This window comes from Streptomyces sp. B1I3, from assembly GCF_030816615.1.
GTDB lineage: Bacteria > Actinomycetota > Actinomycetes > Streptomycetales > Streptomycetaceae > Streptomyces.
In genome coordinates, this window is the sequence record NZ_JAUSYD010000001.1 from 3,222,767 (window position 1) to 3,242,404 (window position 19,638).

The following is a 19,638-nucleotide window of genomic DNA, read 5'->3' on the forward strand; positions in this document are numbered from 1 at the left end:
CGCTCCCGCACCGGACACCGATCGGGCCGGGAGCACCGCCCCGGGCCGGATCGGGCCCCGGGGCCGGCCCCGGACGTCGTGAGCCGGCCCCGGGGCACCCCCCGGCCCTTGCCGACCGGGGGTCCACGGCCCTCGGTCAGGCCTCCGCCGGCTGGCGGACGTGAGCGTTCACCCAGTCGACGATGGAGGCCGTCGTCGCACCCGGGGTGAAGATCGCCGCGACGCCCCGCTCCTTCAGCGGAGCGATGTCCGCCTCGGGGATGATGCCGCCGCCGAACACCTTGATGTCCTCCGCCTCGCGCTCCTTCAGGAGCTCGATGACCTTGGCGAAGAGCGTGTTGTGCGCGCCGGAGAGGATCGAGAGGCCGATGGCGTCGGCATCCTCCTGGATCGCCGTGTCCACGATCTGTTCGGGCGTCTGGTGAAGCCCCGTGTAGATGACCTCCATACCCGCGTCCCGCAGCGCCCGCGCGATCACCTTGGCCCCGCGGTCGTGGCCGTCGAGGCCCGGCTTGGCCACCACCACACGGATCGGACCGGTCACACCCATCACTGCCTCCACATGCGTTTCCCGTACCGAAAGGGCCGGGGATGTGAACGAACGTTATCCACAGCATCTCGCACGGCGTCGTTTCGCGGTGGGCGGGGAGGGGGAAATCACACATGGGACACGTTCGCCAAGCGTCGCTCCCCGCATCGCGCGGCTCATCCGCCGCACAGGGAGCATCGCCAGGGGAGCCGCAACGAGGTCGTCGTGTCACCGCGCCGTCAGCCGCACGGCACGGTGACACGACGCCCGGTCCGACGAGGGCCGTCGCCACCTCCACAGCGACACCCCACGGGGGCGTACGGGGCAGGGAGCCGCCTGCCCCGTACGCCAGTGCAGGAGGTCGGCCATGAAGGTCATGAGGGTCCTGCCCATCCTTTCCCTACTGCTGCACCGATCGCCGTTCCGGCCGACCTGGCTGTCGTTCGCACTGGTCAGAGCGTCGGCGCTGGAGCTGGCCGTCCTCGCCGGGCACGTCCTCATCTACCCCTCGGGCATGACGTCCGAGCGCCGGGCCCCCACGGCGCCCCCCGCCCCCGGCGGTCGCACGGGGGCCGACGGCTCCCCCGCCACAGACCCCGCCGGAACCGCCCTCGGCATCGCTGCCGGCACCTCCGCCGGAGACCCCGCCGACACCGACCGGTTCACCCGTTCGGCCGAAGCGACCACGCTGCCGACGAGCGCGCTGGGCGGCCCTCCCGCCGAGGACCGCCTGCCCGTCGTCCTCCTGCACGGTTTCATCGACAACCGCTCGGTCTTCGTCCTGCTGCGGCGCTTCCTGGCGCGCCACGGCTGGCACCACCTGGAATCGCTCAACTACTCCCCGCTCACCTGTGACGTCCGCACGGCGGCCGAACTGCTGGGCCGCCACGTCGAGGAGATCTGCGACCGCACCGGACGCCACGAGATCGACATCGTCGGGCACAGTCTCGGAGGCCTGATCGCGCGGTACTACGTGCAGCGGCTGGGCGGCGACCGACGGGTACGCACCCTCGTCACCCTCGGTACCCCACACGGCGGCACGGCCGTCGCCCCACTGGCGGCCGCGCTCCCGATCGTCCGCCAGATGCGCACGGGTTCCGACCTGATCGAGGAGCTCCGCCACCCGGCCTCAGGCTGCAGGACCCGGTTCGTCAGCTTCTGGAGCGAGTTGGACAGGGTGATGGTCCCGGTCGAGACGGCGCGCATCGACCATCCCGACCTCGACGCGGTCAATGTGCGCGTGACCGGCATCGGCCATCTCGCACTGCCGGTCCATCCCGCGGTCGCGGCCGCGATCCGCCAGGCACTGGAGTCCGGGACCGCGGCCATCGACGTCCCGGGAACCGCTTCCGTCGCCTGACCATCGGGCGGCAAGGCTCAGGCACGGCGGCAGGCACTCCGACAGGCTTCGCCGACAGCGCCGGTAACCGAACGTCAATCGAAAATAGAGCCAAGCCTCTTGCCCCTGTCCACCGAAAGGCCGCCGATTGCCCGTTTCCTGAGCAACCGGAACCTGCCGAAGATTGTCGTCGTCACGTACCGCCGGGTACAGTCGCGGCCACTGCTTCCCCTGGGATCCTCCAACCGGACCCCAGAACAGGTCCTGCTGCCGAGGCGAGAGAGAAGTTGGTGAACGACCAGCACCCCCACGCCGGGTACGTCGGGTACGACAGCCATTCAACCGGCAGCTTCGACACCGACCCGCTCTTCGGAACCCTTCCGGGTCACCCCGACAACGGCCATGAGACGTACGACGGCGGCTACGCCACCGCGTACGACGGCGCCGACACCGGCTACTCCACCGCCTACCCCGCCGAGCCCTCTTCTCACACCGGATCGTGGGACACGGGCGCGCATCAGCAGGCCTCGTACGACGCCTACGGCGCCCAGACCCCCCCGCAGGCGCAGCCGGGGTACGAGACGACCGCCACCACCGCCACGTGGATGCCCGAAGCCGGAATCCCGGCGCAGGCAGCCGCCCACTCCCCTGACGCGACGGGCCAGTGGGACACCACCGGCTGGGAGAACACCGGCCAGGCGGACCAGTGGGCCACGGGCGACACCGGAGCCTTCCCCACCACGACGTTCAGCAGCACCGCCTACGCCACGGGCACCTACGCGGTCCCGGCCTTCGAGGCCTCCGGGTACGGAACCACCGACACCGGCGCCTACGACGCCACCGCCTGGAACACGGGCGCCACGCCCGATAGCGCCGCGTACACACCCGAACAGACGTCGCAGACCTCGTACGAACACCAGTCGCCGTCCTACGAGTCCTACGAGTCCCACGAGTCCTACGCCTCGGAACAGCACGCGGCACAGCCGTACGAGACGGAACAACACGCGGCGGAGCAGCACGCGTCGGAGCAGTACGGATCCGAGCCGTACGAGGCCCGGCCGTACGAGCCGGAACCCTACGGAGCTGACGCGCCCGGTTCCCACGGCGCCGCGGCCGGGACCGCCGACGCGGAGGCCGACAGCCACGCCGCCGCAGGGGCCGACGCCCACGACGCCGGGACGGGGGACGACCCGGACACCCGCATCGCCGACGTGACCGTGGCCCACGCCTCCGTAGCCGCGCGCCCGGTGGGCCGTGCGGCGCAGCGTGGCGGCAGCCGCGGCCGGCGGCGCACCCCGGCCAAGCGGTCCGCCCTCCTCACCGTCGCCGTCCCCTCCGCCTGCGTCATGAGCGTGGCAGGCATCGCCGCGGCTTCGGTGAGCGGCGTCGGCGCTGACGAGGAGAAGAAGGACGCCTCCACGTCCATGGCGGCCGCCGACACCGTCAAGCCCGTCGTCGCCAACAACAAGCTGGACACCCAGCTCGCCAATCTCAGCGCCGACGCGGAGAACTTCGCCGACCGCGCCAGCCGCACGCAGGAGCGCATCGACCTCAGGGAACGTCAGGCCGCCGAGAAGCAGAAGCGCGAGGAGGAGGCCGCTCGCCGCGAGGCGGCGCGCCCGAAGTTCCTCCTGCCGGTCGGGCAGCACGGCCTCAGCGCGTACTACGGCCAGGCCGGCGTGAACTGGATGTCCGTCCACACGGGCATCGACTTCCCCGTCTCGTACGGCACTCCCGTGATGGCGGCGACCGACGGCACGGTGCGCACCCAGTGGAACAGCGCCTACGGCAACATGGCCATCGTCACCTCGCCCGACGGCACGGAGACCTGGTACTGCCACCTCAGCAGCACCAAGATCCGTTCGGGTTCGGTGAAGGCCGGTGACGTCATCGCCTACTCGGGCAACTCCGGGAACTCCACCGGCCCCCACCTGCACTTCGAGGTGCGGCCGGGCGGCGGCTCGGCGATCGACCCGATGCCCTGGCTCCGCAGCCACGGCCTCAACCCCAACTGACACGACGCCGTCCCCGGGCTCCCGGGGACGGACCGGCCCCCGGGGACGAACCCCTGGGGACCGTCCCCGGGGACACCCCCGGGGACGTATCCCGCGAGTGCTACAGCTTCTCCACCGGTGCGTACCGGAGCAGCAGCTTCTTGGGCCGCTCGTCCCCGAAGTCGACCGTCGCCTTCGCCTGGTCCCCGAAGCCCTCGACCGCTGTCACCGTGCCCAGGCCGAACTGGTCGTGGGTGACCCGGTCGCCCACCACCAGCGTGGCCACCGGCTTGTCCGAGGTGCGCCGGGTCGCGAAGCCCGAGGGCCCGGACCTGGAACGGGCCGAGGAGAGCGATGACGTGATGCCCGACGTGGGCCCCGCCGGAGCCGCCATCGGTCCCTTGCGCTTCCACTCCAGATGGGCGTCCGGGATCTCTTCCAGGAACCGCGACGGCGGGTTGTACGAGGGCTGCCCCCACGCGCTGCGCATGGCCGCGCGCGTCAGGTACAACCGCTCGCGAGCGCGTGTGATGCCCACATAGGCGAGCCGGCGCTCCTCCTCCAGCTCCTTCACCTGCCCCAGGGCGCGCATGTGGGGGAAGACGCCGTCCTCCATGCCGGTCAGGAACACCACCGGGAATTCGAGACCCTTGGCGGTGTGCAGCGTCATCAGCGTGACGACGCCGGAGCCGTCCTCGTCCTCGTCGGGGATCTGGTCGGCGTCGGCGACGAGCGCGACCTTCTCGAGGAACTCGGCGAGCGTGCCCGCGCCTTCCTCCTCCGCCCGCTCCTGCTCGAATTCGAGGGCGACCGCGGCGAGCTCCTGGAGGTTCTCGATACGGGTCTCGTCCTGCGGGTCGGTGGAGGCCTGGAGTTCGGCGAGATAGCCGGTCCGCTCCATGACGGCCTCCAGCACGACCGCCGGTCCGGCGCCGGACTCCACGATCGTGCGGAGCTCCTCCATCAGCGTGTTGAACCGCTTCACCGCGTTGGTCGAGCGGGCCGCCATGCCGTACGCCTCGTCGACCCGGCGCAGCGCCTGCGGGAAGGAGATCTTCTCGCGCATCGACAGCGCGTCGATCATCGCCTCGGCCCGGTCACCGATGCCCCGCTTGGGGACGTTGAGAATGCGGCGCAGCGGGACGGTGTCCTCGGGGTTGGACAGGACCCGGAGGTAGGCCAGGACGTCCCTGACCTCCTTGCGCTCGTAGAAGCGCACTCCGCCGACGACCTTGTAGGGCAGTCCGACGCGGATGAAGATCTCTTCGAAGACACGGGACTGGGCGTTCGTACGGTAGAAGACGGCGACGTCGCCCGCCTTCGCGTCCCCGGCGTCCGTGAGCCGGTCGATCTCGTCGGCGACGAACTGGGCCTCGTCGTGCTCGGTGTCGGCGACGTAGCCGGCGATACGGGTGCCGGCGCCCGCGTTCGTCCAGAGGTTCTTGGGCCGGCGGCTCTCGTTGCGCTCGATCACGGCGTTGGCGGCGGACAGGATCGTCTGCGTGGAGCGGTAGTTCTGCTCCAGCATGATCGTCTTCGCGTCCGGGTAGTCCTCCTCGAACTGGAGGATGTTGCGGATGGTCGCGCCACGGAAGGCGTAGATCGACTGGTCCGCGTCACCGACGACGCACAGCTCACCCGGGGCGTCGGCGGCCTCGCCCGACGGGCCCACCAGCTCGCGCACGAGCGTGTACTGGGCGTGGTTGGTGTCCTGGTACTCGTCGACCATGACGTGGCGGAAGCGGCGGCGGTAGTGCTCGGCGACGTCGGGGAACGCCTGGAGCAGGTGCACCGTCGTCATGATGATGTCGTCGAAGTCCAGCGCGTTGGCCTCGCGCAGACGAGCCTGGTACAGCGCGTAGGCCTGCGCCAGGGTCTTCTCGAAACCGTCGGTGGCCTGGCCGGCGAAGGTCTCCTCGTCGATCAGCTCGTTCTTCAGGTTCGAGACCTTCGCCGTGAACGACTTCGGCGGATAGCGCTTCGGGTCGAGGTCCAGATCGCGGCAGACCAGTGCCATCAGGCGCTTGGAGTCGGCGGCGTCGTAGATCGAGAACGACGAGGTGAAACCGAGGAGCTTCGACTCGCGGCGCAGGATCCGCACGCACGCGCTGTGGAAGGTCATGACCCACATGGCGTTGGCGCGCGGTCCGACGAGCTGCTCGACCCGCTCCTTCATCTCGCCGGCGGCCTTGTTGGTGAAGGTGATCGCGAGGATCTGCCCCGGATGCACGCCGCGCTCGGCCAGCAGATGGGCGATCCGGTGCGTCAGCACCCGGGTCTTCCCGGAACCGGCCCCGGCGACGATGAGCAGCGGGGAACCGGCGTGGACGACGGCGGCGCGCTGCTCGGTGTTGAGCCCGTCGAGCAGCGCGGCGGAGTCGAGGACGGGGCGCGGGGCACCGTCGCGGTAATAGGCCTCGCGCGGCGGCGGGGGGGTGTCGAAGACGTCCCCGAAGAGGCCCTCCGGCACCGGTTCGGGCGCGTGGTCCTCGGGGGGCGGCGGGGGGCCTTCACCCGCTTGCTGGAGGCCGGTCAGGAAACTGTCGTCAAAGAGGCTGCTCATCGCCTCACGAGTCTAGGCGGACCCACCGACAGCCCGGGCCGGTTTCCGCACGGGGAACCGTCTCCGTGCGCACAGGGAGAGGACGCGCACACGGTGCGTACGGATCCGGGGCCTGATCGTGGCGGCCGGTCCACGCCGCGGGAAAGGTCACGAAAATGTATCGGGCATATCGAACATCAACCTTCACAGGGGCAGCACGGGTTGGCTAGCGTGCTCCGACGGGCGACCCGTACCCCCTTGAGGCGAACCGCGCCGCGCGGGCGCCCCCGCCGAATCCGTACCGCCTCCACGGGCGCCCGGAACCGGGGACCCACACGCAGCACCGGGGTGAATCGGTCCTTTCCCACCGGACCGCAGGGCAGCCTTCCGTTCCGCCCGAACCCTCCCCCAGTGCCTGAACGGCCTGGGGGGACCCCCATCGCTAACCCGGTAGGCGGTCCACGGAAGGAGATGCCGGCCTTGGAGTCGCATCGCAAGCCGCGCACCCGCGCGCGCACGAACACCCCTGCCTTCGGCCTCACCACAGCGGCGCTCGCCTCCGTCACCCTGCTGTCCACACAGAGCGCGACAGCCGCCCCGGCCGAGCCCAGGCCCGGCATCGAGGAGGTGCAGAAGAAGGTCGACGACCTCTACCGGCAGGCAGGCACCGCCACCCAGCGGTACAACAAGGCGAAGAGCGCCTCCGCCCAGCAGCGTTCCGAGGTCGACGCCCTGCTCGAGGCCGCGGCCCGACGGGCCGACAAGCTGAACGAGACGCGCCGCGAGCTCGGTGGTTACGCGGCGGCCCAGTACCGCAGCGGCGGAATCGCCCCGACGGCGACGTTCTTCCTCGCGGACGACCCCCAGTCGTACTTCGACCAGGACCAGCTGATGGCGCGGATGACCAGCCGCCGGCAGAAGGCGGTGGCCGACTTCCGCACGCAGCAGAAGGAGGCGGCGGCGAAGCGGGCCGAGGCGACGAACAGCCTGAAGACGCTCACCGAGTCGCAGGCCACCCTGCGCACCAGCAAGCAGCAGGTGCAGCAGAGGCTGAGCGAGGCACGCTCGCTGCTGTCCCGGCTGACCGCCGAGGAGAAGGCGCGGCTGGCCGAGCTGGAGCGCAGGAAGGAGGCCGAGGCCGAGCGCAAGGCGAAGGAGCTGGCGCGGCAGCAGGCCGCCGCCACGAAGGCGGAGGCCGACCGAGCCGCGCAGGAGGAGGCCGGCACGGACGAGGCAGGCTCCGGGACGGCCACGGGTGGCGACACGGGCTCCGACACGGGCTCCGGCACGGACAGCGGCTACGCGTCCAAGGCCGACAAGGTGCTGGGCTTCGCGCGGGCCCAGATCGGCAAGCCGTACGTCTGGGGCGCGGCGGGCCCCGCCTCGTACGACTGCTCCGGGCTGACGCAGGCGGCGTGGAAGGCGGCGGGTGTCGACCTGCCCCGGACCACCTGGGACCAGGTGGAGGTCGGCACGCGGGTCGCCACTGCCGATCTGCGACCGGGTGACCTGGTCTTCTTCTACGACGACATCAGCCACGTCGGCATCTACAAGGGCGACGGCATGATGATTCACGCGCCGAAGCCGGGCGCGAACGTCCGCGAGGAGTCGATCTACTACATGCCGATCTACGGCAGCGTGCGACCGGCGTAGCCACGGGGCACGGCGCCGGGCGACCCCGGACGGGCCGGGCGCCCGCGCCCGTCCGGGTCAGGTCCAGAGCGTGGCGATGAAGATGTTGACGACCGTCAGCCCGCCCACGGCCGCGAACGCGCCCTTGCCGGCCTTCTCGTCGTCCCGCTTCACGTAGACGAGCGCGAGGATCACGACCAGGATCAGCAGCTTGACGCCGATCTTGATGTTGTTCACGCTCTGGTCGTTCGCCTGGTCGAGCCCGACCAGGGCGACGCCGGTGACCAGCATGGTGAGCGCCCCGTGCAGCATCGCGGGCACGAAGCGGGCCGTGCCCGCCCCCATGGCCTTCATCTGGGTCAGGAAGCCGCCCAGCAGGGAGGCGATGCCGATGATGTGCAGGGCCACGAAGACATTGATGAGTACGTCCATGGCCGCAGCCTAGCCACGGCAAACCACCACTCTTCGGCCAGGTATGACTTCCCTATGAGAGCGCTGCGTCTGCGCGCTCGACATGTCCGAAACGTCGGCCTCCGGACAATTTTTCGGTCATTGATGGACAGCGAAACGCGATATCCGGGCAATAGTAGTCATTACACCTCTTCCCCATGCGCCGGGTTTAGCGTCCCTTCCAGTGACCGGCTCTCCACCGCCGCCCCCCGCACCGGGGCGGCACACCGGTCGCCCCGCCGGGAGGTCCGGCGGTGGGCCACTCCCCCTGTGGTGGCCCGCCGCCGGATCCGGGCGGGCCCGCCGGCACCCCCCGACGGGCAGTCGAACGGAAGGACCCCCGCCCTCGTGGCCGCGCCCCGCAAAGCCGCTCACCGCAAGCCCAAGCAGCGCCTGTTCACCGGCCCTGCTGCCCGCACCGCAGCCACCCTGGCCTTCGCCGGAGCGGCGACCGCGACCGCCTTCGAAGGCGCCGCCCAGGCCGAGCCCCCGCTCACCCCGGCCCAGGTCAAGGCCGAGGTCGACCGGCTGTACCACGAAGCCGAGATCGCCACCGAGCAGTACAACGGCGCGAAGGAGAAGGCCGCCGCCACCGCGAGGTCCCTCGACACCCTGCGCGACGAGGCCGCCCGCAGGACCGAGCGCCTCAACGCCTCGCGCGACGCCCTCGGCTCGTTCGCCGCCGCGCAGTACCGCACCGGCGGCATCGACCCGGCCGTCCGGCTGGCGCTCTCCTCCGACCCCGACCAGTACCTCCGGCGGGCCGCGTACCTGGACAGGGCCGGCGACCGGCAGGCCGGCGCGCTCAACGGCGTACGCCGGCAGGTCGGTGACATCGCCCAGCTGCGCGCCCGCGCCGAGGGCGAGCTCGCGACCCTCGCCGCGCGCCGGGCCGAGCTGCAGAAGCGCAAGGACACGGTCCGCAGCAAGCTGGCCGACGCCCGGAGGCTGCTGGCCACCCTGACCGCCGCCGAGCGGGCCGACTACGAGCGGACGGCGGACGCCGCGCACGGCGGCGGAGCCGCCCGTGCCGACCGCGGCGTCCCGCGCGGCTCCGTGGCCGCCTCCGGCGCCCGCGCGGCGCAGGCCGTCGACTTCGCCTACGGGGCACTCGGCAAACCGTACGTCTGGGGCTCCACCGGCCCCTCGTCCTTCGACTGCTCCGGGCTCACCCAGGCCGCGTGGCGGGCCGCCGGTGTCTCCCTGCCCCGCACCACGTACACCCAGATCAACGCGGGCAGGCGGGTCTCCCGTCTCCGAACTGGCCCCGGGCGACCTGGTGTTCTTCTACTCGGGGATCAGCCACGTCGGGCTCTACATCGGCGGGGGACAGATGATCCACGCCCCCCGACCCGGCGCCCCGGTCCGCATCGCCCCCATCAGCGAAATGCCCTTCGCCGGAGCGACCCGGGTGGCATAGGCTCCGCGCCGACCGGAAGCCGCCAGAGAGAAGGCCCCCCTTGTCCACGGACACCGCCGTCCAGAGGTACGCGCGTACGCTCGCCCTGCGCTCCCCCGACCACTACCGCGTCGGCCCGTTCACGGTGCGACACAACCCGGGCTGGGAGCTGAAGTTCGCCAACTACGCCATCCCCGACCAGGACGCCGAGCCCACCGCGGGGGACGTCACCGACCTCATGGCGGCGATGCGCGCACACGGCCGGCTGCCCCGACTGGAGTTCCTGCCGTCCTGGGCGCCGGCCGTGGAACAGGCCCTGCTGGACGCCGGTTTCACCGTGGAGAACCGCGCCCCGGTACTCGCCTGCACACCCGGCACGCTCCGCGCGCCGAAGCCGGTGGACGGGCTGCGCATCGCCGAACCCGGGACCGACGACGAGTTCGCGGCGGCCGCCGCGATCCAGCACACGGGCTTCGGCGGCGAGGGCGGCCCCGACGACGGCGAGATCGCGTGGCTGCGCGCGGCGACGGCCGGCGGTGGTGTGTCGGCCCTGGCCACCGTGGACGGCCTCCCCGCCGGTGCGGGCGGCTGTTCGGCCCCGGTCGACGGCATCGGTGAACTGGCCGGCCTGGCCGTCGCCGACGTCTTCCGCCGCCGGGGCGTCGGCGCCGCGCTCTCCGCATGGCTCACGACCACTGCCTTCGAGCGGGGCTTCGACACCGTCTGGCTGGAGCCGGGCAGCCCGGAGGTCGAGCGGATCTACGCGGGCATCGGCTACCGCCGGGTCGGCGAGAAGCTCAACATCTCGCTCGAACCGGATGCCCGCTGACCCCGTGACCGGTCAGACCAGCCGGCGTGCCGTCGCCCACCGCGTCAGCTCGTGCCGGTTGGACAGCTGGAGCTTGCGCAGCACCGCCGAGACGTGCGACTCGACCGTCTTCACGGAGATGAACAGCTGCTTGGCGATCTCCTTGTACGCGTACCCGCGGGCGATCAGCCGCAGCACCTCCCGCTCGCGCTGCGTGAGCCGGTCCAGGTCCTCGTCGAGCGGCGGTGCGTCCGTCGAGGCGAAGGCGTCGAGGACGAAGCCGGCCAACCGGGGCGAGAACACCGCGTCGCCGTCCTGGACCCGGAAGACCGAGTCGACCAGGTCGGTTCCGGTGATGGTCTTGGTGACGTAACCGCGGGCGCCGCCGCGGATGACCCCGATGACGTCCTCGGCGGCGTCGGAGACGGACAGCGCCAGGAAGCGCACCGGGTTCTCCACCGCGCCCATCATCGGTGCGCACCGGCGCAGCACCTCGACGCCGCCGCCACCCGGGAGGTGGACGTCGAGGAGGACGACCTCGGGGCGGGTCGCCGTGATCACGGTGACCGCCTGGTCGACGTCGGCGGCCTCGCCGACGACCTCGACACCGGTCTCCTCGGTGCGGCCGATCTCGGCCTGCACCCCTGTGCGGAACATCCGGTGGTCGTCGACGAGCACGACCCGTACCCGGCGCTCCGGGCCCCCGGTGGCTTCGGTGTTCTCGGTCATTCGCCCGCCCTCTCCATCTCCAGCTCGACTTCCGTGCCCCCGCCGGGCACCGGACGCAGCCGCGCCGTACCGCCGTTGCGCTGCATCCGGCCGATGATTGATTCTCGTACGCCCATCCTGTCGTCCGGGACGTCGTCCAGGTCGAATCCCGGCCCCCGGTCCCGTACCGACACGAAGACGGTGCGGCCCTCGACCTCCGCGAAGACCTGGACGGCTCCGCCCTCGCCACCGTACTTGGCGGCGTTGACCATCGCCTCGCGTGCGGCCTGCATCTGTGCGGTCAGCTTCTCGTCGAGCGGGCAGTCCCCGACGACCACGACCTCCAGCGGGACACCGTGCTTGTCCTCGACCTCGGCGGCGGCGCGCTTGACGGCCTCGGCGAGGGTCGTGGGCTCGTCGTCGTCGTCCTTGCCGGTGCCCTCCGGGTTGTACAGCCAGTTGCGCAGCTCGCGCTCCTGGGCGCGGGCCAGCCTGCGGACCTCGCCTCCGTCGTCCGCGTTGCGCTGGATCAGGGTGAGGGTGTGCAGGACGGAGTCGTGGACGTGCGCCGCGACTTCGGCGCGCTCCTGGGCCCGGATGCGCATCAGGCGTTCCTCGGAGAGGTCCTGTGTCATCCGTACGAGATAGGGACCCGCCAGGAGCGCGATGCCGGTGAGTACGGCGATGGCGGCGGTCAGTACGTTGCCGAGCTGGGCCGCGGAGCCGCGGACCACCATGAAGACGGCGAGACCGAGGCCGACGAGGGCGACACCGGCCAGGGCGCGGGCGAGGTGCAGCACGCGCCGGCGACGGCCGACCTCGATCCAGCGGGCCCGCCGCGCGTTGTCCGCCTGACGCCAGACCAGGACGGACCCGGCGCCGATCAGCAGCGTCGGCCAGATGTAGCGGTCGGCCTCACTGCCCATGTCGACGTTGCCGACGAAGATCACGGCGCCCACGAGCAGCGCGACCAGGGCGAAGACCTGGCCCTTGTCGGGCTTGCGGAGCCTGCGCCGGCCGTCCGGGGCCGTCTCGAAGACGGAACGCGTCGTCTCCACACCCCCCACCCCGAGCGGGACGACGATCCAGAACACGGCGTAGAGCAGTGCGCCGAGACCGTCCGCGAAGAACAGCCCGAGGAAGAGGAACCGAACCCAGGCGACGGGCAGCCCCAGGTGCCCGGCCAGCCCTCGGGCGACGCCGCCGAGCAGCCGTCCGTCGGCGCTGCGGTACAGCTTGCGCAGCGGCTCCTCCGGATCCGGGGCGTGGGAGCTCGGGGCTCGGGTCGTGGCTGTCGGCATGGACCGATCGTCACACGTTCAGGCCGGTCGCGGCATCAGGGTCGCCCCGGACTCGTCCCTGAGGCCTGCCGGCGTCCCCTGCGGGCTGCCCTTCGGCGTCACCCGCGGCTCCCACCGGAGCCCGCAGGGGACGCCGGGGAGCAATATCAGGGATCACCCAGGGTCGCCGCGGGTCCCACGAGGGCGTACGGGCCGTCACCATGGAGCCATGACCGTTCCCCAGGACGCCGCTCCCGGCGTCACGCCGCCCCCGGAACCGGAGCCGCAGCTGCGCCGCAGCCCGCGGCAGAAAGTGGTGGCAGGGGTGTGCGGCGGGCTCGGCCGGTACTGCGACGTGGACCCCGTGATCTTCCGCATCGTGCTCGGCGTCCTCGCGGTGACCGGCGGCATCGGCCTGATCTTCTACGGTTTCGCCTGGCTCCTCCTCCCCCTGGACGGCGAGGAGGAGAACGAGGCGCGCAGGCTGCTGTCGGGCCGGGTCGAAGGCGCCTCGCTGATCGCGCTGCTGCTCGCGCTGGTGGGCTGCGGGCTGCTGCTGTCGATGCTGCACAACGGCGGGATGCTGGCGTTCGCGGCGATGCTGTCACTGGCCGTCATCGGCTTCTCCGTCTGGACGCAGCACCGCAGGACGGCTCCCGAGGACCCCCCTGGGGTGGCGGCGCAGGCGCCGGGCGGAGCGGCCCACGCCGCGGGCCACGGGGCGCCGCCCGAGGTGAAGGCGCCTCCCACGCCGGGCGGGCCGTCGTGGTGGCGCGATCCGATCGTCAAGGACGGCACGACGGGCCCGGTGGGACCCGGATACCTGTGGGGCCCCGTGGACGCGGTCTCCGACCCCGCGGTGCGGCCCCGCAGGGCGACCGCGGACGCTCCCTACCGTGCTCCCTACCGGCCGCCGGGCACCCGGGGTCCGCGGTCGATCGGAGGGCTGGTCCTCCTGCTCGCCCTCGTCGCGGGCGGCCTCGGTACGGGGCTGAGCTGGGAGGCGCATCCCCTGGGGACGTGCCTGCAGATCGGACTGGCCGCGGCGCTCGGGGTGTTCGGTGCCGGCCTGCTCGTCTCCTCGGTCCTCGGCCGGACGGGGTTCGGCACGATCCTGCTGGCCGTGGTCACGGCGGGCCTCCTGGCGGGCGCCTCGGCCGTACCGAAGGACATCGGCACCGACTGGATCCGCGAGGAGTGGCACCCGGTCTCCGTGGCGGCGGTCCAGCCCCGCTACGAACTGGACACCGGGGTGGCGACGCTCGACCTGTCCGGCGTCACGGTCCCCCGGGGCGACACGCTGCGCACCCGGATCGAGGTCGGAGCGGGCGCCGTCCGTGTCGTCGTACCGAACGGCGTGACGGTGAGGGTGGACGCCGGGACGGGGCTCGGCGACATCCGGCTCTTCACCGAGGCCCACGACGGGATACGTCTCGCCACGGACCTGCACGAGCGGCGGACCGTCGGCCCGCTGGAGGACAGCAAGCCCGCCGGGACGGTCGATCTGGACCTGGAAGTCGGCGTCGGACAAGTGGAGGTCACCCGTGCTGCGACATGAGTTCCGGCCCGGTCGCGCGGTGGCGGGCGCCGTCATGCTCGCGCTGGCCGGCGGTTACGCGGCGGACGCCGCCGGCGCCTGGAGCGTCCCGTGGTCCTTCTTCGCCCCCGTACTCCTCGGGGGCCTCGGGCTCGCGGCCGCGGTGACGTGGGGAAGCTACCGGCTGCGCCGCCGCCGTGACGCGAGGAAGGCGTCGGCGGAGAACTCGGCGGCCCCCGCGAGCAGCAACGGCAGCCAGGCCATGAGGTAGACGAGGTCGTTGCCGTAGTAGTACGGCTCCGTCTGCCAGCTCACGGTCAGCCACAGGCTCAGCGAGATCAGGACCCCACCGAGGGCCGCGAGCCGTGCCCACAGGCCGATGAGCGTGCCGAGGCCGACGGCGAGCTCGCCGAACGCGATGGCGTGGCCGAAGCCCTCGGGGCTCTTGAGTGCGAGGTCGACGAGCGCCGGGATCGCGGACGTGTCACGTACGGCGTTCATCATCTCGCCGATGGACCCCGGCCCGGTCGCCGACAGGAACCCGCTGTCGGTCAGCTTGTCGAGACCCGCGTAGACGAAGGTGACGCCGAGGAAGACCCGCAGGGGAAGCAGCGCGTACTGCCGCGCGCGGTCCCGGAGGCCTTTCGGCTCGTGCAACCCGTAGGAACCGCCGCCGTACCCATGCATCTCTGCCCCGCCTTCCGTTGGCCTTTCAACAGACCTTACGTATGCCGGTCGGGCAGGGCTCACCGGTGTGCGGTGCGAACCGGTCCTAGTCGGTGACGTCGATCGGGCACGCGTTGGTCTCGGCACCTGCCGCGGTGACCACCTGGACGTCCACGACACCCGGTTCGACCTCGACCGGGACCGGGACGGTGAGCACGGTGTCGGCCGGGTTGGCGAAGCCTCCGGCGACCGGGATGAGCGGCACGTGGACGTGTACCCGGCCGATCCTGACGACCACCCGCGCCAGCCGGTCGGGGCTGCCCGCGCCGGCCGGTACGAACCCGGCGCCGCGGATCTCGATGTCATCACCGGTCCGGATCGGTGCGTCCAGGTCCCCCGCCTCCCGGGCCCGCACGACCGAGTGGATGACCGGGCGCCCGCCCTCCGCGTACTTCCCGGAGAAGTACGTGGCGGCGGACACCGCCACCAGGAGCGCGAGGCCCCAGGGCAGGTCGGGCAGTTGCTCGGGACGGCGCGCGAGGCGGACCGCGGCGAACAGCACGGCGACGGCGCTGACGAGGACGTACTGCACGTCGGTGAAACTGCCGCGCCCGGAGTCGTCGGTGAGCAGATCGGCGGCGTGCGGCCGGTCGGCCCGCAGCTTCTGCAGGCGCTGCGCCAGGACCCGTACGCTCACGACACGGCGTACGAGGACGGCGACGGCGCACACCAGAGCCAGCACGGTGAGCACGCCGGCCGAGCGGACCAGGTCCAGGCCCTCGATCAGCTCGTCCCGGTCGTCGTGGCCGGAGGCACCGGCCAACTGCAGCGCGAGGACGAGCACGGCGAAAACGGCGAGCAGCACCCAGGACGCGGCGACGGTGCGTGAGGTGGAGAGCCGGTTGTCCTCGCCGATGAGCGGGGCCAGCAGACCGCCGCGGGCCCGGTGGACGCGGGCGGCGCCCGTCAGCAGGCACGCGGTGACGAGCCCGGCGATCAGCCCCGCGGTCCGGGCGGTGGACCAGCCGGCGCCGATGGCGGTGACGGCCTCGCCGATGACCAGCAGCGCGACGCCGCCCCAGACCACGACGAGCGTGCGCCACCAGACCACGTGGAGCCAGGCGTCACCGGCTTCCCGGCTGCGCTCGGCGACGACACGGGCCGAGCCGGTCAGCTCGTCCGACACCCACTGCCGGGACGCCGACGGGGACTGTGCGACCCCTGCGGGCAGGCCCTTGCCCGCCGCCAGTTCGTCCCGCTTGGTGAGGAAGGCCGCCACCGCGCGGCGGTGTCCCTCGCGTGCTCCGTGCGGGCAGCCGCCGCACGTACAGCCACCGCCGTGCGTGCCCGTCGTCCTCGCCTCGTCCAACGCCACGGAGAACGCCGCCCTTTCCCGCACCCGTACAAGTAACTCGCCTCTGATTACTGCGAATTGTGCCGTACTGGGCGAGCGACGGCCTCATCGGGGCGGGCTGGGGGCACAGGTGGACCGTATGTGCGAATTTCAGGTGCTGAGAACGAGGTAGGCGAGGCCGAGTGTTCCCCGGTATCCCCCGTAATATCCGGTGCGGCGGGTGTCCACGGCCGCGGTCACCCCGGAGTGCAGCGGATGGCCGGGGTGGGCCAGTGCCCAGCGCTCGCCCCGGCCGATGTTGGCGGCGGACTCGAACAGATCCCACTCGCGCTGGTCGGCGACGGTCACCTGGAGCGGCCGGAGGCCGGTGGCCTCGGCCTGCCGGATCAGCTCCAGCAGCGAGCCGAAGTCGCCCGGCTCGGCGCCCAGCCCTTCGAGCGCGGCGGCCGACGGCTCACGCTCCCAGAACCCGTCCCCGAACAGCACCCTGCCGCCGGGCCTCACGGCGGCCCGCAGCGCCTTCAGTGCCTCCGGGGTGCCCCCGGGCCAGGCGTGCGCGGAGCCGATGGAGACGACCAGGTCATAGCCGTCACCCGGATATTCGGCGGCGGGCACCTCGTGGAAGCGCACCCGTTCGGCGAGCCCTCGCTCCCCGGCCAGCCGCCGTCCCCGCGCCACCGCGTCCGGGTCGGTCTCGACGCCGTCCCCCGTGGTGCCGGGAGCGGCTTCGACCAGCCGCATGAGCAGCTCGCCCCAGCCACTGCCGAAGTCGGCGATCCGGGCTCCGGGGGCGGGTGCGCAGGCGGCGATCAGCTGAGCGGCGTGGGTTTCGGACAGCGGGGTGTTCCAGGTCAGCTGGTCGTTCCCCGGGGCGGACATCAGGGCGCGGATCTCTTCGGCGGACATGGGGCCGGAGCCTGCCACGGGGGCCCGCGGCCCGCCAGGCGATTTACGTCCGCCCGGGTGGCGGGGCTCCGGGGGACGCCGCTTCCGCCGGGAACGGGGCACCCCACGGGACCGGTGCACCGGGCGGCAACGCCGATGCCGCCGCCCAGGTGGCCTGGGCGGCGGCATCGGTGTCGGCCTCACGAGGCGGGGATCACTCCTCCTCGGTGGTCACGAGGCGGGGATCACTCCTCCTCGGTGGTCACGAGGCGGGGGTCACTCCCACTCGATGGTCCCCGGCGGCTTGCTCGTCACGTCGAGCACCACACGGTTGACCTCGGCGACCTCGTTGGTGATACGGGTGGAGATCTTCGCGAGCGTCTCGTACGGCAGGCGCGACCAGTCGGCCGTCATGGCGTCCTCGGAGGAGACCGGGCGCAGCACGATCGGGTGGCCGTAGGTGCGGCCGTCGCCCTGGACACCGACGCTCCGCACGTCCGCGAGCAGAACCACCGGGCACTGCCAGATGTCCCGGTCCAGACCGGCCGCGGTCAGCTCCTCGCGGGCGATGGCGTCCGCGTCCCGGAGCAGGTCGAGCCGCTCCTTGGTGACCTCGCCGACGATACGGATGCCGAGGCCGGGGCCGGGGAACGGCTGGCGCTGGACGATCTCCTCCGGCAGCCCGAGCTCCTGGCCGACCATCCGGACCTCGTCCTTGAACAGCTGGCGCAGCGGCTCGACGAGCTCGAACTCGATGTCCTCGGGCAGCCCGCCCACGTTGTGGTGCGACTTGATGTTGGCGGTGCCGGTACCGCCGCCGGACTCCACCACGTCGGGGTAGAGGGTGCCCTGGACGAGGAAGGCGACGTCCTCGCCCTCAGCGGCCTCGGCCACGATCTCCGCCTGGGCCTGCTCGAAGACCCGGATGAACTCCCGGCCGATGATCTTCCGCTTCTGCTCCGGGTCGCTGACCCCGGCCAGTGCGTCCAGGAAGCGCTTCTCGGCGTCGACGACCTTCAGCTTGACGCCGGTGGAGGCCACGAAGTCCTTCTCGACCTGCTCGCTCTCGCCCTTGCGCATCAGACCGTGGTCGACGTACACGCAGGTGAGCTGGGAGCCGATGGCCTTCTGCACCAGGGCTGCCGCGACCGCGGAGTCCACACCGCCGGAGAGGCCGCAGATCGCACGCTTGGTGCCGACCTGCTCGCGGATGAGGGCGATCTGCTCCTCGACGACGTTGGTGGTCGTCCAGGTCGGCTCGATGCCCGCGCCCCGGTACAGGAAGTGCTCCAGTACCTGCTGGCCGTAGGTCGTGTGCATGACCTCCGGGTGGTACTGGACGCCGTACAACTTCTTCTCGTCGTCCTCGAAGGCGGCGACCGGGACGACGTCCGTGGACGCGGTGACGGTGAAGCCCTCGGGAGCGGCGGAGCAGGCGTCGCCGTGGGACATCCACACGGACTGCTCGGTGGGCGTGCCCTCGAAGAGGGTCGATCCGGCCTTGGAGACGGCGAGCGGGGTGCGACCGTACTCGCGTGCGCCGTTGTCGTCGACCGTGCCGCCGAGGGTGGTGGCCATCAGCTGGAAGCCGTAGCACATGCCGAAGACGGGGACCCCGGCCTCGAACAGCGCGCGGTCCAGGCTGGGGGCGTCCGGCGCGTACACCGAGGACGGGCCACCGGACAGGATGATCGCCCGGGGGTTCTTGGCCAGCATCTCGGCGACCGGCATCGTGGACGGGACGATCTCGCTGTAGACCCGGGCCTCACGGACGCGGCGGGCGATGAGCTGGGCGTACTGGGCGCCGAAGTCGACGACGAGGACCACGTCGGTGGTGGGGTCGGCGGCGGCGGGGGGTGCTGCTGGCACGGGAGCGGCCTTCCGGCGGTGGAGAAGAGGGGTCGGTCCACCCAATTCTACCGGCCGCGGAACTTTGTCCTCCCGGACTCCCGTCTCAGCATCCGGGCCCGCCGTGGCCACCGTCCCCGGGGCGGGTCCATACTGTCCTCCATGCGCCAGCACACGATCTTCGTCTTTACCTATGGCATCCGGCCCGCCGGGTGTCATGGTCGTGCTGCTTGAGCAACTGACGAGCAACGTTCCAGACGCCCCGGGCCGACAGGCCCGGGGCGTCTGGCGTTCCGGGCCTGTCGCCCCGGGGGGACCGACCCGACCGGGAGTCACAGATGACCAGCACCGCACCCACGAAGACGGCCACCGAGCAGACCGGCGCGCGCACCGAGGAGGCCGCCTCCCTGATCGGGGGCGCCCGTACCCGGATCGACGTCCTGGACGACCGGATCATCGGTCTCGTCCAGGAACGCATGGCCGTCTCCGCGGTCATCCAGGAGGCCAGGATCACATCCGGGGGCCGCCGGGTGAACCTCTCCCGCGAGATGGACGTCCTCAGCCACTACAGCGACGCCCTGGGCAAGCCGGGCACGGCACTCGCCATGACGCTGCTGGAGCTCTGCCGCGGCCGGGTGTGACAGCAGGGGCGGCACGAACCGGACGG

General features: G+C 71.9%; 15 protein-coding genes and 1 pseudogene. 7 read left to right on the forward strand and 9 right to left on the reverse strand.

Going from position 1 to position 19,638, the window contains the following annotated elements; translation table 11 throughout:
- Positions 1-136: 136 nt before the first annotated feature.
- Positions 137-550 (reverse strand): cobalamin B12-binding domain-containing protein, encoded by a 414-nt coding sequence (locus QFZ58_RS14600; RefSeq protein WP_307125369.1) that lies wholly within the window; start codon positions 548-550, stop codon positions 137-139.
- Positions 551-905: 355 nt separating this feature from the next.
- Here QFZ58_RS14600 and QFZ58_RS14605 point away from each other — a divergent pair, with 355 nt between their 5' ends.
- Both QFZ58_RS14605 and QFZ58_RS14610 read left to right on the forward strand, forming a co-directional pair.
- Complete coding sequence (locus tag QFZ58_RS14605; protein ID WP_307128869.1) at positions 906-1,889, forward strand: triacylglycerol lipase; 984 nt, start codon at positions 906-908, stop codon at positions 1,887-1,889.
- 269 nt (positions 1,890-2,158) lie between these two features.
- A complete protein-coding gene (locus tag QFZ58_RS14610; RefSeq protein WP_307125370.1) occupies positions 2,159-3,883 on the forward strand; it encodes a M23 family metallopeptidase in 1,725 nt (574 codons plus the stop codon).
- A gap of 100 nt (positions 3,884-3,983) precedes the next feature.
- Here QFZ58_RS14610 and pcrA read toward each other — a convergent pair whose 3' ends face one another.
- Positions 3,984-6,425, reverse strand: a complete 2,442-nt coding sequence (pcrA, locus tag QFZ58_RS14615; protein WP_307125371.1) for a DNA helicase PcrA — start codon at positions 6,423-6,425, stop codon at positions 3,984-3,986.
- A gap of 450 nt (positions 6,426-6,875) precedes the next feature.
- Between pcrA and QFZ58_RS14620 the strand changes: the two genes are divergently transcribed.
- Positions 6,876-8,057, forward strand: a complete 1,182-nt coding sequence (locus QFZ58_RS14620; RefSeq protein WP_307125372.1) for an NlpC/P60 family protein — start codon at positions 6,876-6,878, stop codon at positions 8,055-8,057.
- 57 nt (positions 8,058-8,114) lie between these two features.
- Here QFZ58_RS14620 and QFZ58_RS14625 read toward each other — a convergent pair whose 3' ends face one another.
- Complete coding sequence (locus QFZ58_RS14625) at positions 8,115-8,468, reverse strand: hypothetical protein (protein WP_307125373.1); 354 nt, start codon at positions 8,466-8,468, stop codon at positions 8,115-8,117.
- A 366-nt stretch (positions 8,469-8,834) separates the two neighbouring features.
- On the opposite strand from QFZ58_RS14625, the pseudogene QFZ58_RS14630 reads away from it, so the two are divergent.
- A pseudogene (locus QFZ58_RS14630) lies at positions 8,835-9,906 on the forward strand (NlpC/P60 family protein).
- A 40-nt stretch (positions 9,907-9,946) separates the two neighbouring features.
- Positions 9,947-10,714 (forward strand): GNAT family N-acetyltransferase, encoded by a 768-nt coding sequence (locus QFZ58_RS14635; RefSeq protein ID WP_307125374.1) that lies wholly within the window; start codon positions 9,947-9,949, stop codon positions 10,712-10,714.
- A 12-nt stretch (positions 10,715-10,726) separates the two neighbouring features.
- Here the strand turns inward: QFZ58_RS14635 and QFZ58_RS14640 are convergent, their stop codons facing one another.
- Both QFZ58_RS14640 and QFZ58_RS14645 read right to left on the reverse strand, forming a co-directional pair.
- Positions 10,727-11,422 carry a response regulator transcription factor gene (locus tag QFZ58_RS14640; protein ID WP_307125375.1) on the reverse strand — a complete coding sequence of 232 codons (696 nt, stop codon included), beginning with the start codon at positions 11,420-11,422 and terminating at the stop codon, positions 10,727-10,729.
- Positions 11,419-12,702, reverse strand: coding sequence for an ATP-binding protein (locus QFZ58_RS14645; protein WP_307125376.1), 1,284 nt, complete (start codon positions 12,700-12,702; stop codon positions 11,419-11,421). The genes QFZ58_RS14640 and QFZ58_RS14645 overlap by 4 nt, the downstream gene beginning before the upstream one ends.
- A gap of 208 nt (positions 12,703-12,910) precedes the next feature.
- Here QFZ58_RS14645 and QFZ58_RS14650 point away from each other — a divergent pair, with 208 nt between their 5' ends.
- Positions 12,911-14,239 (forward strand): PspC domain-containing protein, encoded by a 1,329-nt coding sequence (locus QFZ58_RS14650; protein ID WP_307125377.1) that lies wholly within the window; start codon positions 12,911-12,913, stop codon positions 14,237-14,239.
- Between the two features lie 156 nt (positions 14,240-14,395).
- Here QFZ58_RS14650 and QFZ58_RS14660 read toward each other — a convergent pair whose 3' ends face one another.
- From QFZ58_RS14660 to guaA, 4 genes are all read right to left on the reverse strand, one after another.
- The gene (locus QFZ58_RS14660) at positions 14,396-14,905 is read right to left on the reverse strand and encodes a DoxX family protein (protein ID WP_307125379.1); all 510 of its coding nucleotides are present in this window, start codon (positions 14,903-14,905) and stop codon (positions 14,396-14,398) included.
- Between the two features lie 85 nt (positions 14,906-14,990).
- Positions 14,991-16,259 carry a hypothetical protein gene (locus QFZ58_RS14665; RefSeq protein ID WP_307125380.1) on the reverse strand — a complete coding sequence of 423 codons (1,269 nt, stop codon included), beginning with the start codon at positions 16,257-16,259 and terminating at the stop codon, positions 14,991-14,993.
- A gap of 129 nt (positions 16,260-16,388) precedes the next feature.
- Complete coding sequence (locus tag QFZ58_RS14670) at positions 16,389-17,144, reverse strand: cyclopropane-fatty-acyl-phospholipid synthase family protein (RefSeq protein WP_307125381.1); 756 nt, start codon at positions 17,142-17,144, stop codon at positions 16,389-16,391.
- Between the two features lie 255 nt (positions 17,145-17,399).
- On the reverse strand, positions 17,400-18,992 hold the full coding sequence (gene guaA, locus QFZ58_RS14675; protein WP_307125382.1) for a glutamine-hydrolyzing GMP synthase: 1,593 nt from the start codon (positions 18,990-18,992) through the stop codon (positions 17,400-17,402).
- Positions 18,993-19,309: 317 nt separating this feature from the next.
- Between guaA and QFZ58_RS14680 the strand changes: the two genes are divergently transcribed.
- Complete coding sequence (locus tag QFZ58_RS14680) at positions 19,310-19,612, forward strand: chorismate mutase (RefSeq protein ID WP_307125383.1); 303 nt, start codon at positions 19,310-19,312, stop codon at positions 19,610-19,612.
- The last annotated feature ends 26 nt before the right edge of the window (positions 19,613-19,638 follow it).

Bases quoted from the DNA above. Each gene is read 5' to 3' on its own strand.
- QFZ58_RS14600 (WP_307125369.1), bottom strand. From the start codon at position 550: ATGGGTGTGACCGGTCCGATCCGTGTGGTGGTGGCCAAGCCGGGCCTC.
- QFZ58_RS14605 (WP_307128869.1), top strand. From the start codon at position 906: ATGAGGGTCCTGCCCATCCTTTCCCTACTGCTGCACCGATCGCCGTTC.
- pcrA (WP_307125371.1), bottom strand. From the start codon at position 6,425: ATGAGCAGCCTCTTTGACGACAGTTTCCTGACCGGCCTCCAGCAAGCG.
- QFZ58_RS14620 (WP_307125372.1), top strand. From the start codon at position 6,876: ATGCCGGCCTTGGAGTCGCATCGCAAGCCGCGCACCCGCGCGCGCACG.
- QFZ58_RS14625 (WP_307125373.1), bottom strand. From the start codon at position 8,468: ATGGACGTACTCATCAATGTCTTCGTGGCCCTGCACATCATCGGCATC.
- QFZ58_RS14640 (WP_307125375.1), bottom strand. From the start codon at position 11,422: ATGACCGAGAACACCGAAGCCACCGGGGGCCCGGAGCGCCGGGTACGG.
- QFZ58_RS14645 (WP_307125376.1), bottom strand. From the start codon at position 12,702: ATGCCGACAGCCACGACCCGAGCCCCGAGCTCCCACGCCCCGGATCCG.
- QFZ58_RS14650 (WP_307125377.1), top strand. From the start codon at position 12,911: ATGACCGTTCCCCAGGACGCCGCTCCCGGCGTCACGCCGCCCCCGGAA.
- QFZ58_RS14660 (WP_307125379.1), bottom strand. From the start codon at position 14,905: ATGCATGGGTACGGCGGCGGTTCCTACGGGTTGCACGAGCCGAAAGGC.
- QFZ58_RS14670 (WP_307125381.1), bottom strand. From the start codon at position 17,144: ATGTCCGCCGAAGAGATCCGCGCCCTGATGTCCGCCCCGGGGAACGAC.
- QFZ58_RS14680 (WP_307125383.1), top strand. From the start codon at position 19,310: ATGACCAGCACCGCACCCACGAAGACGGCCACCGAGCAGACCGGCGCG.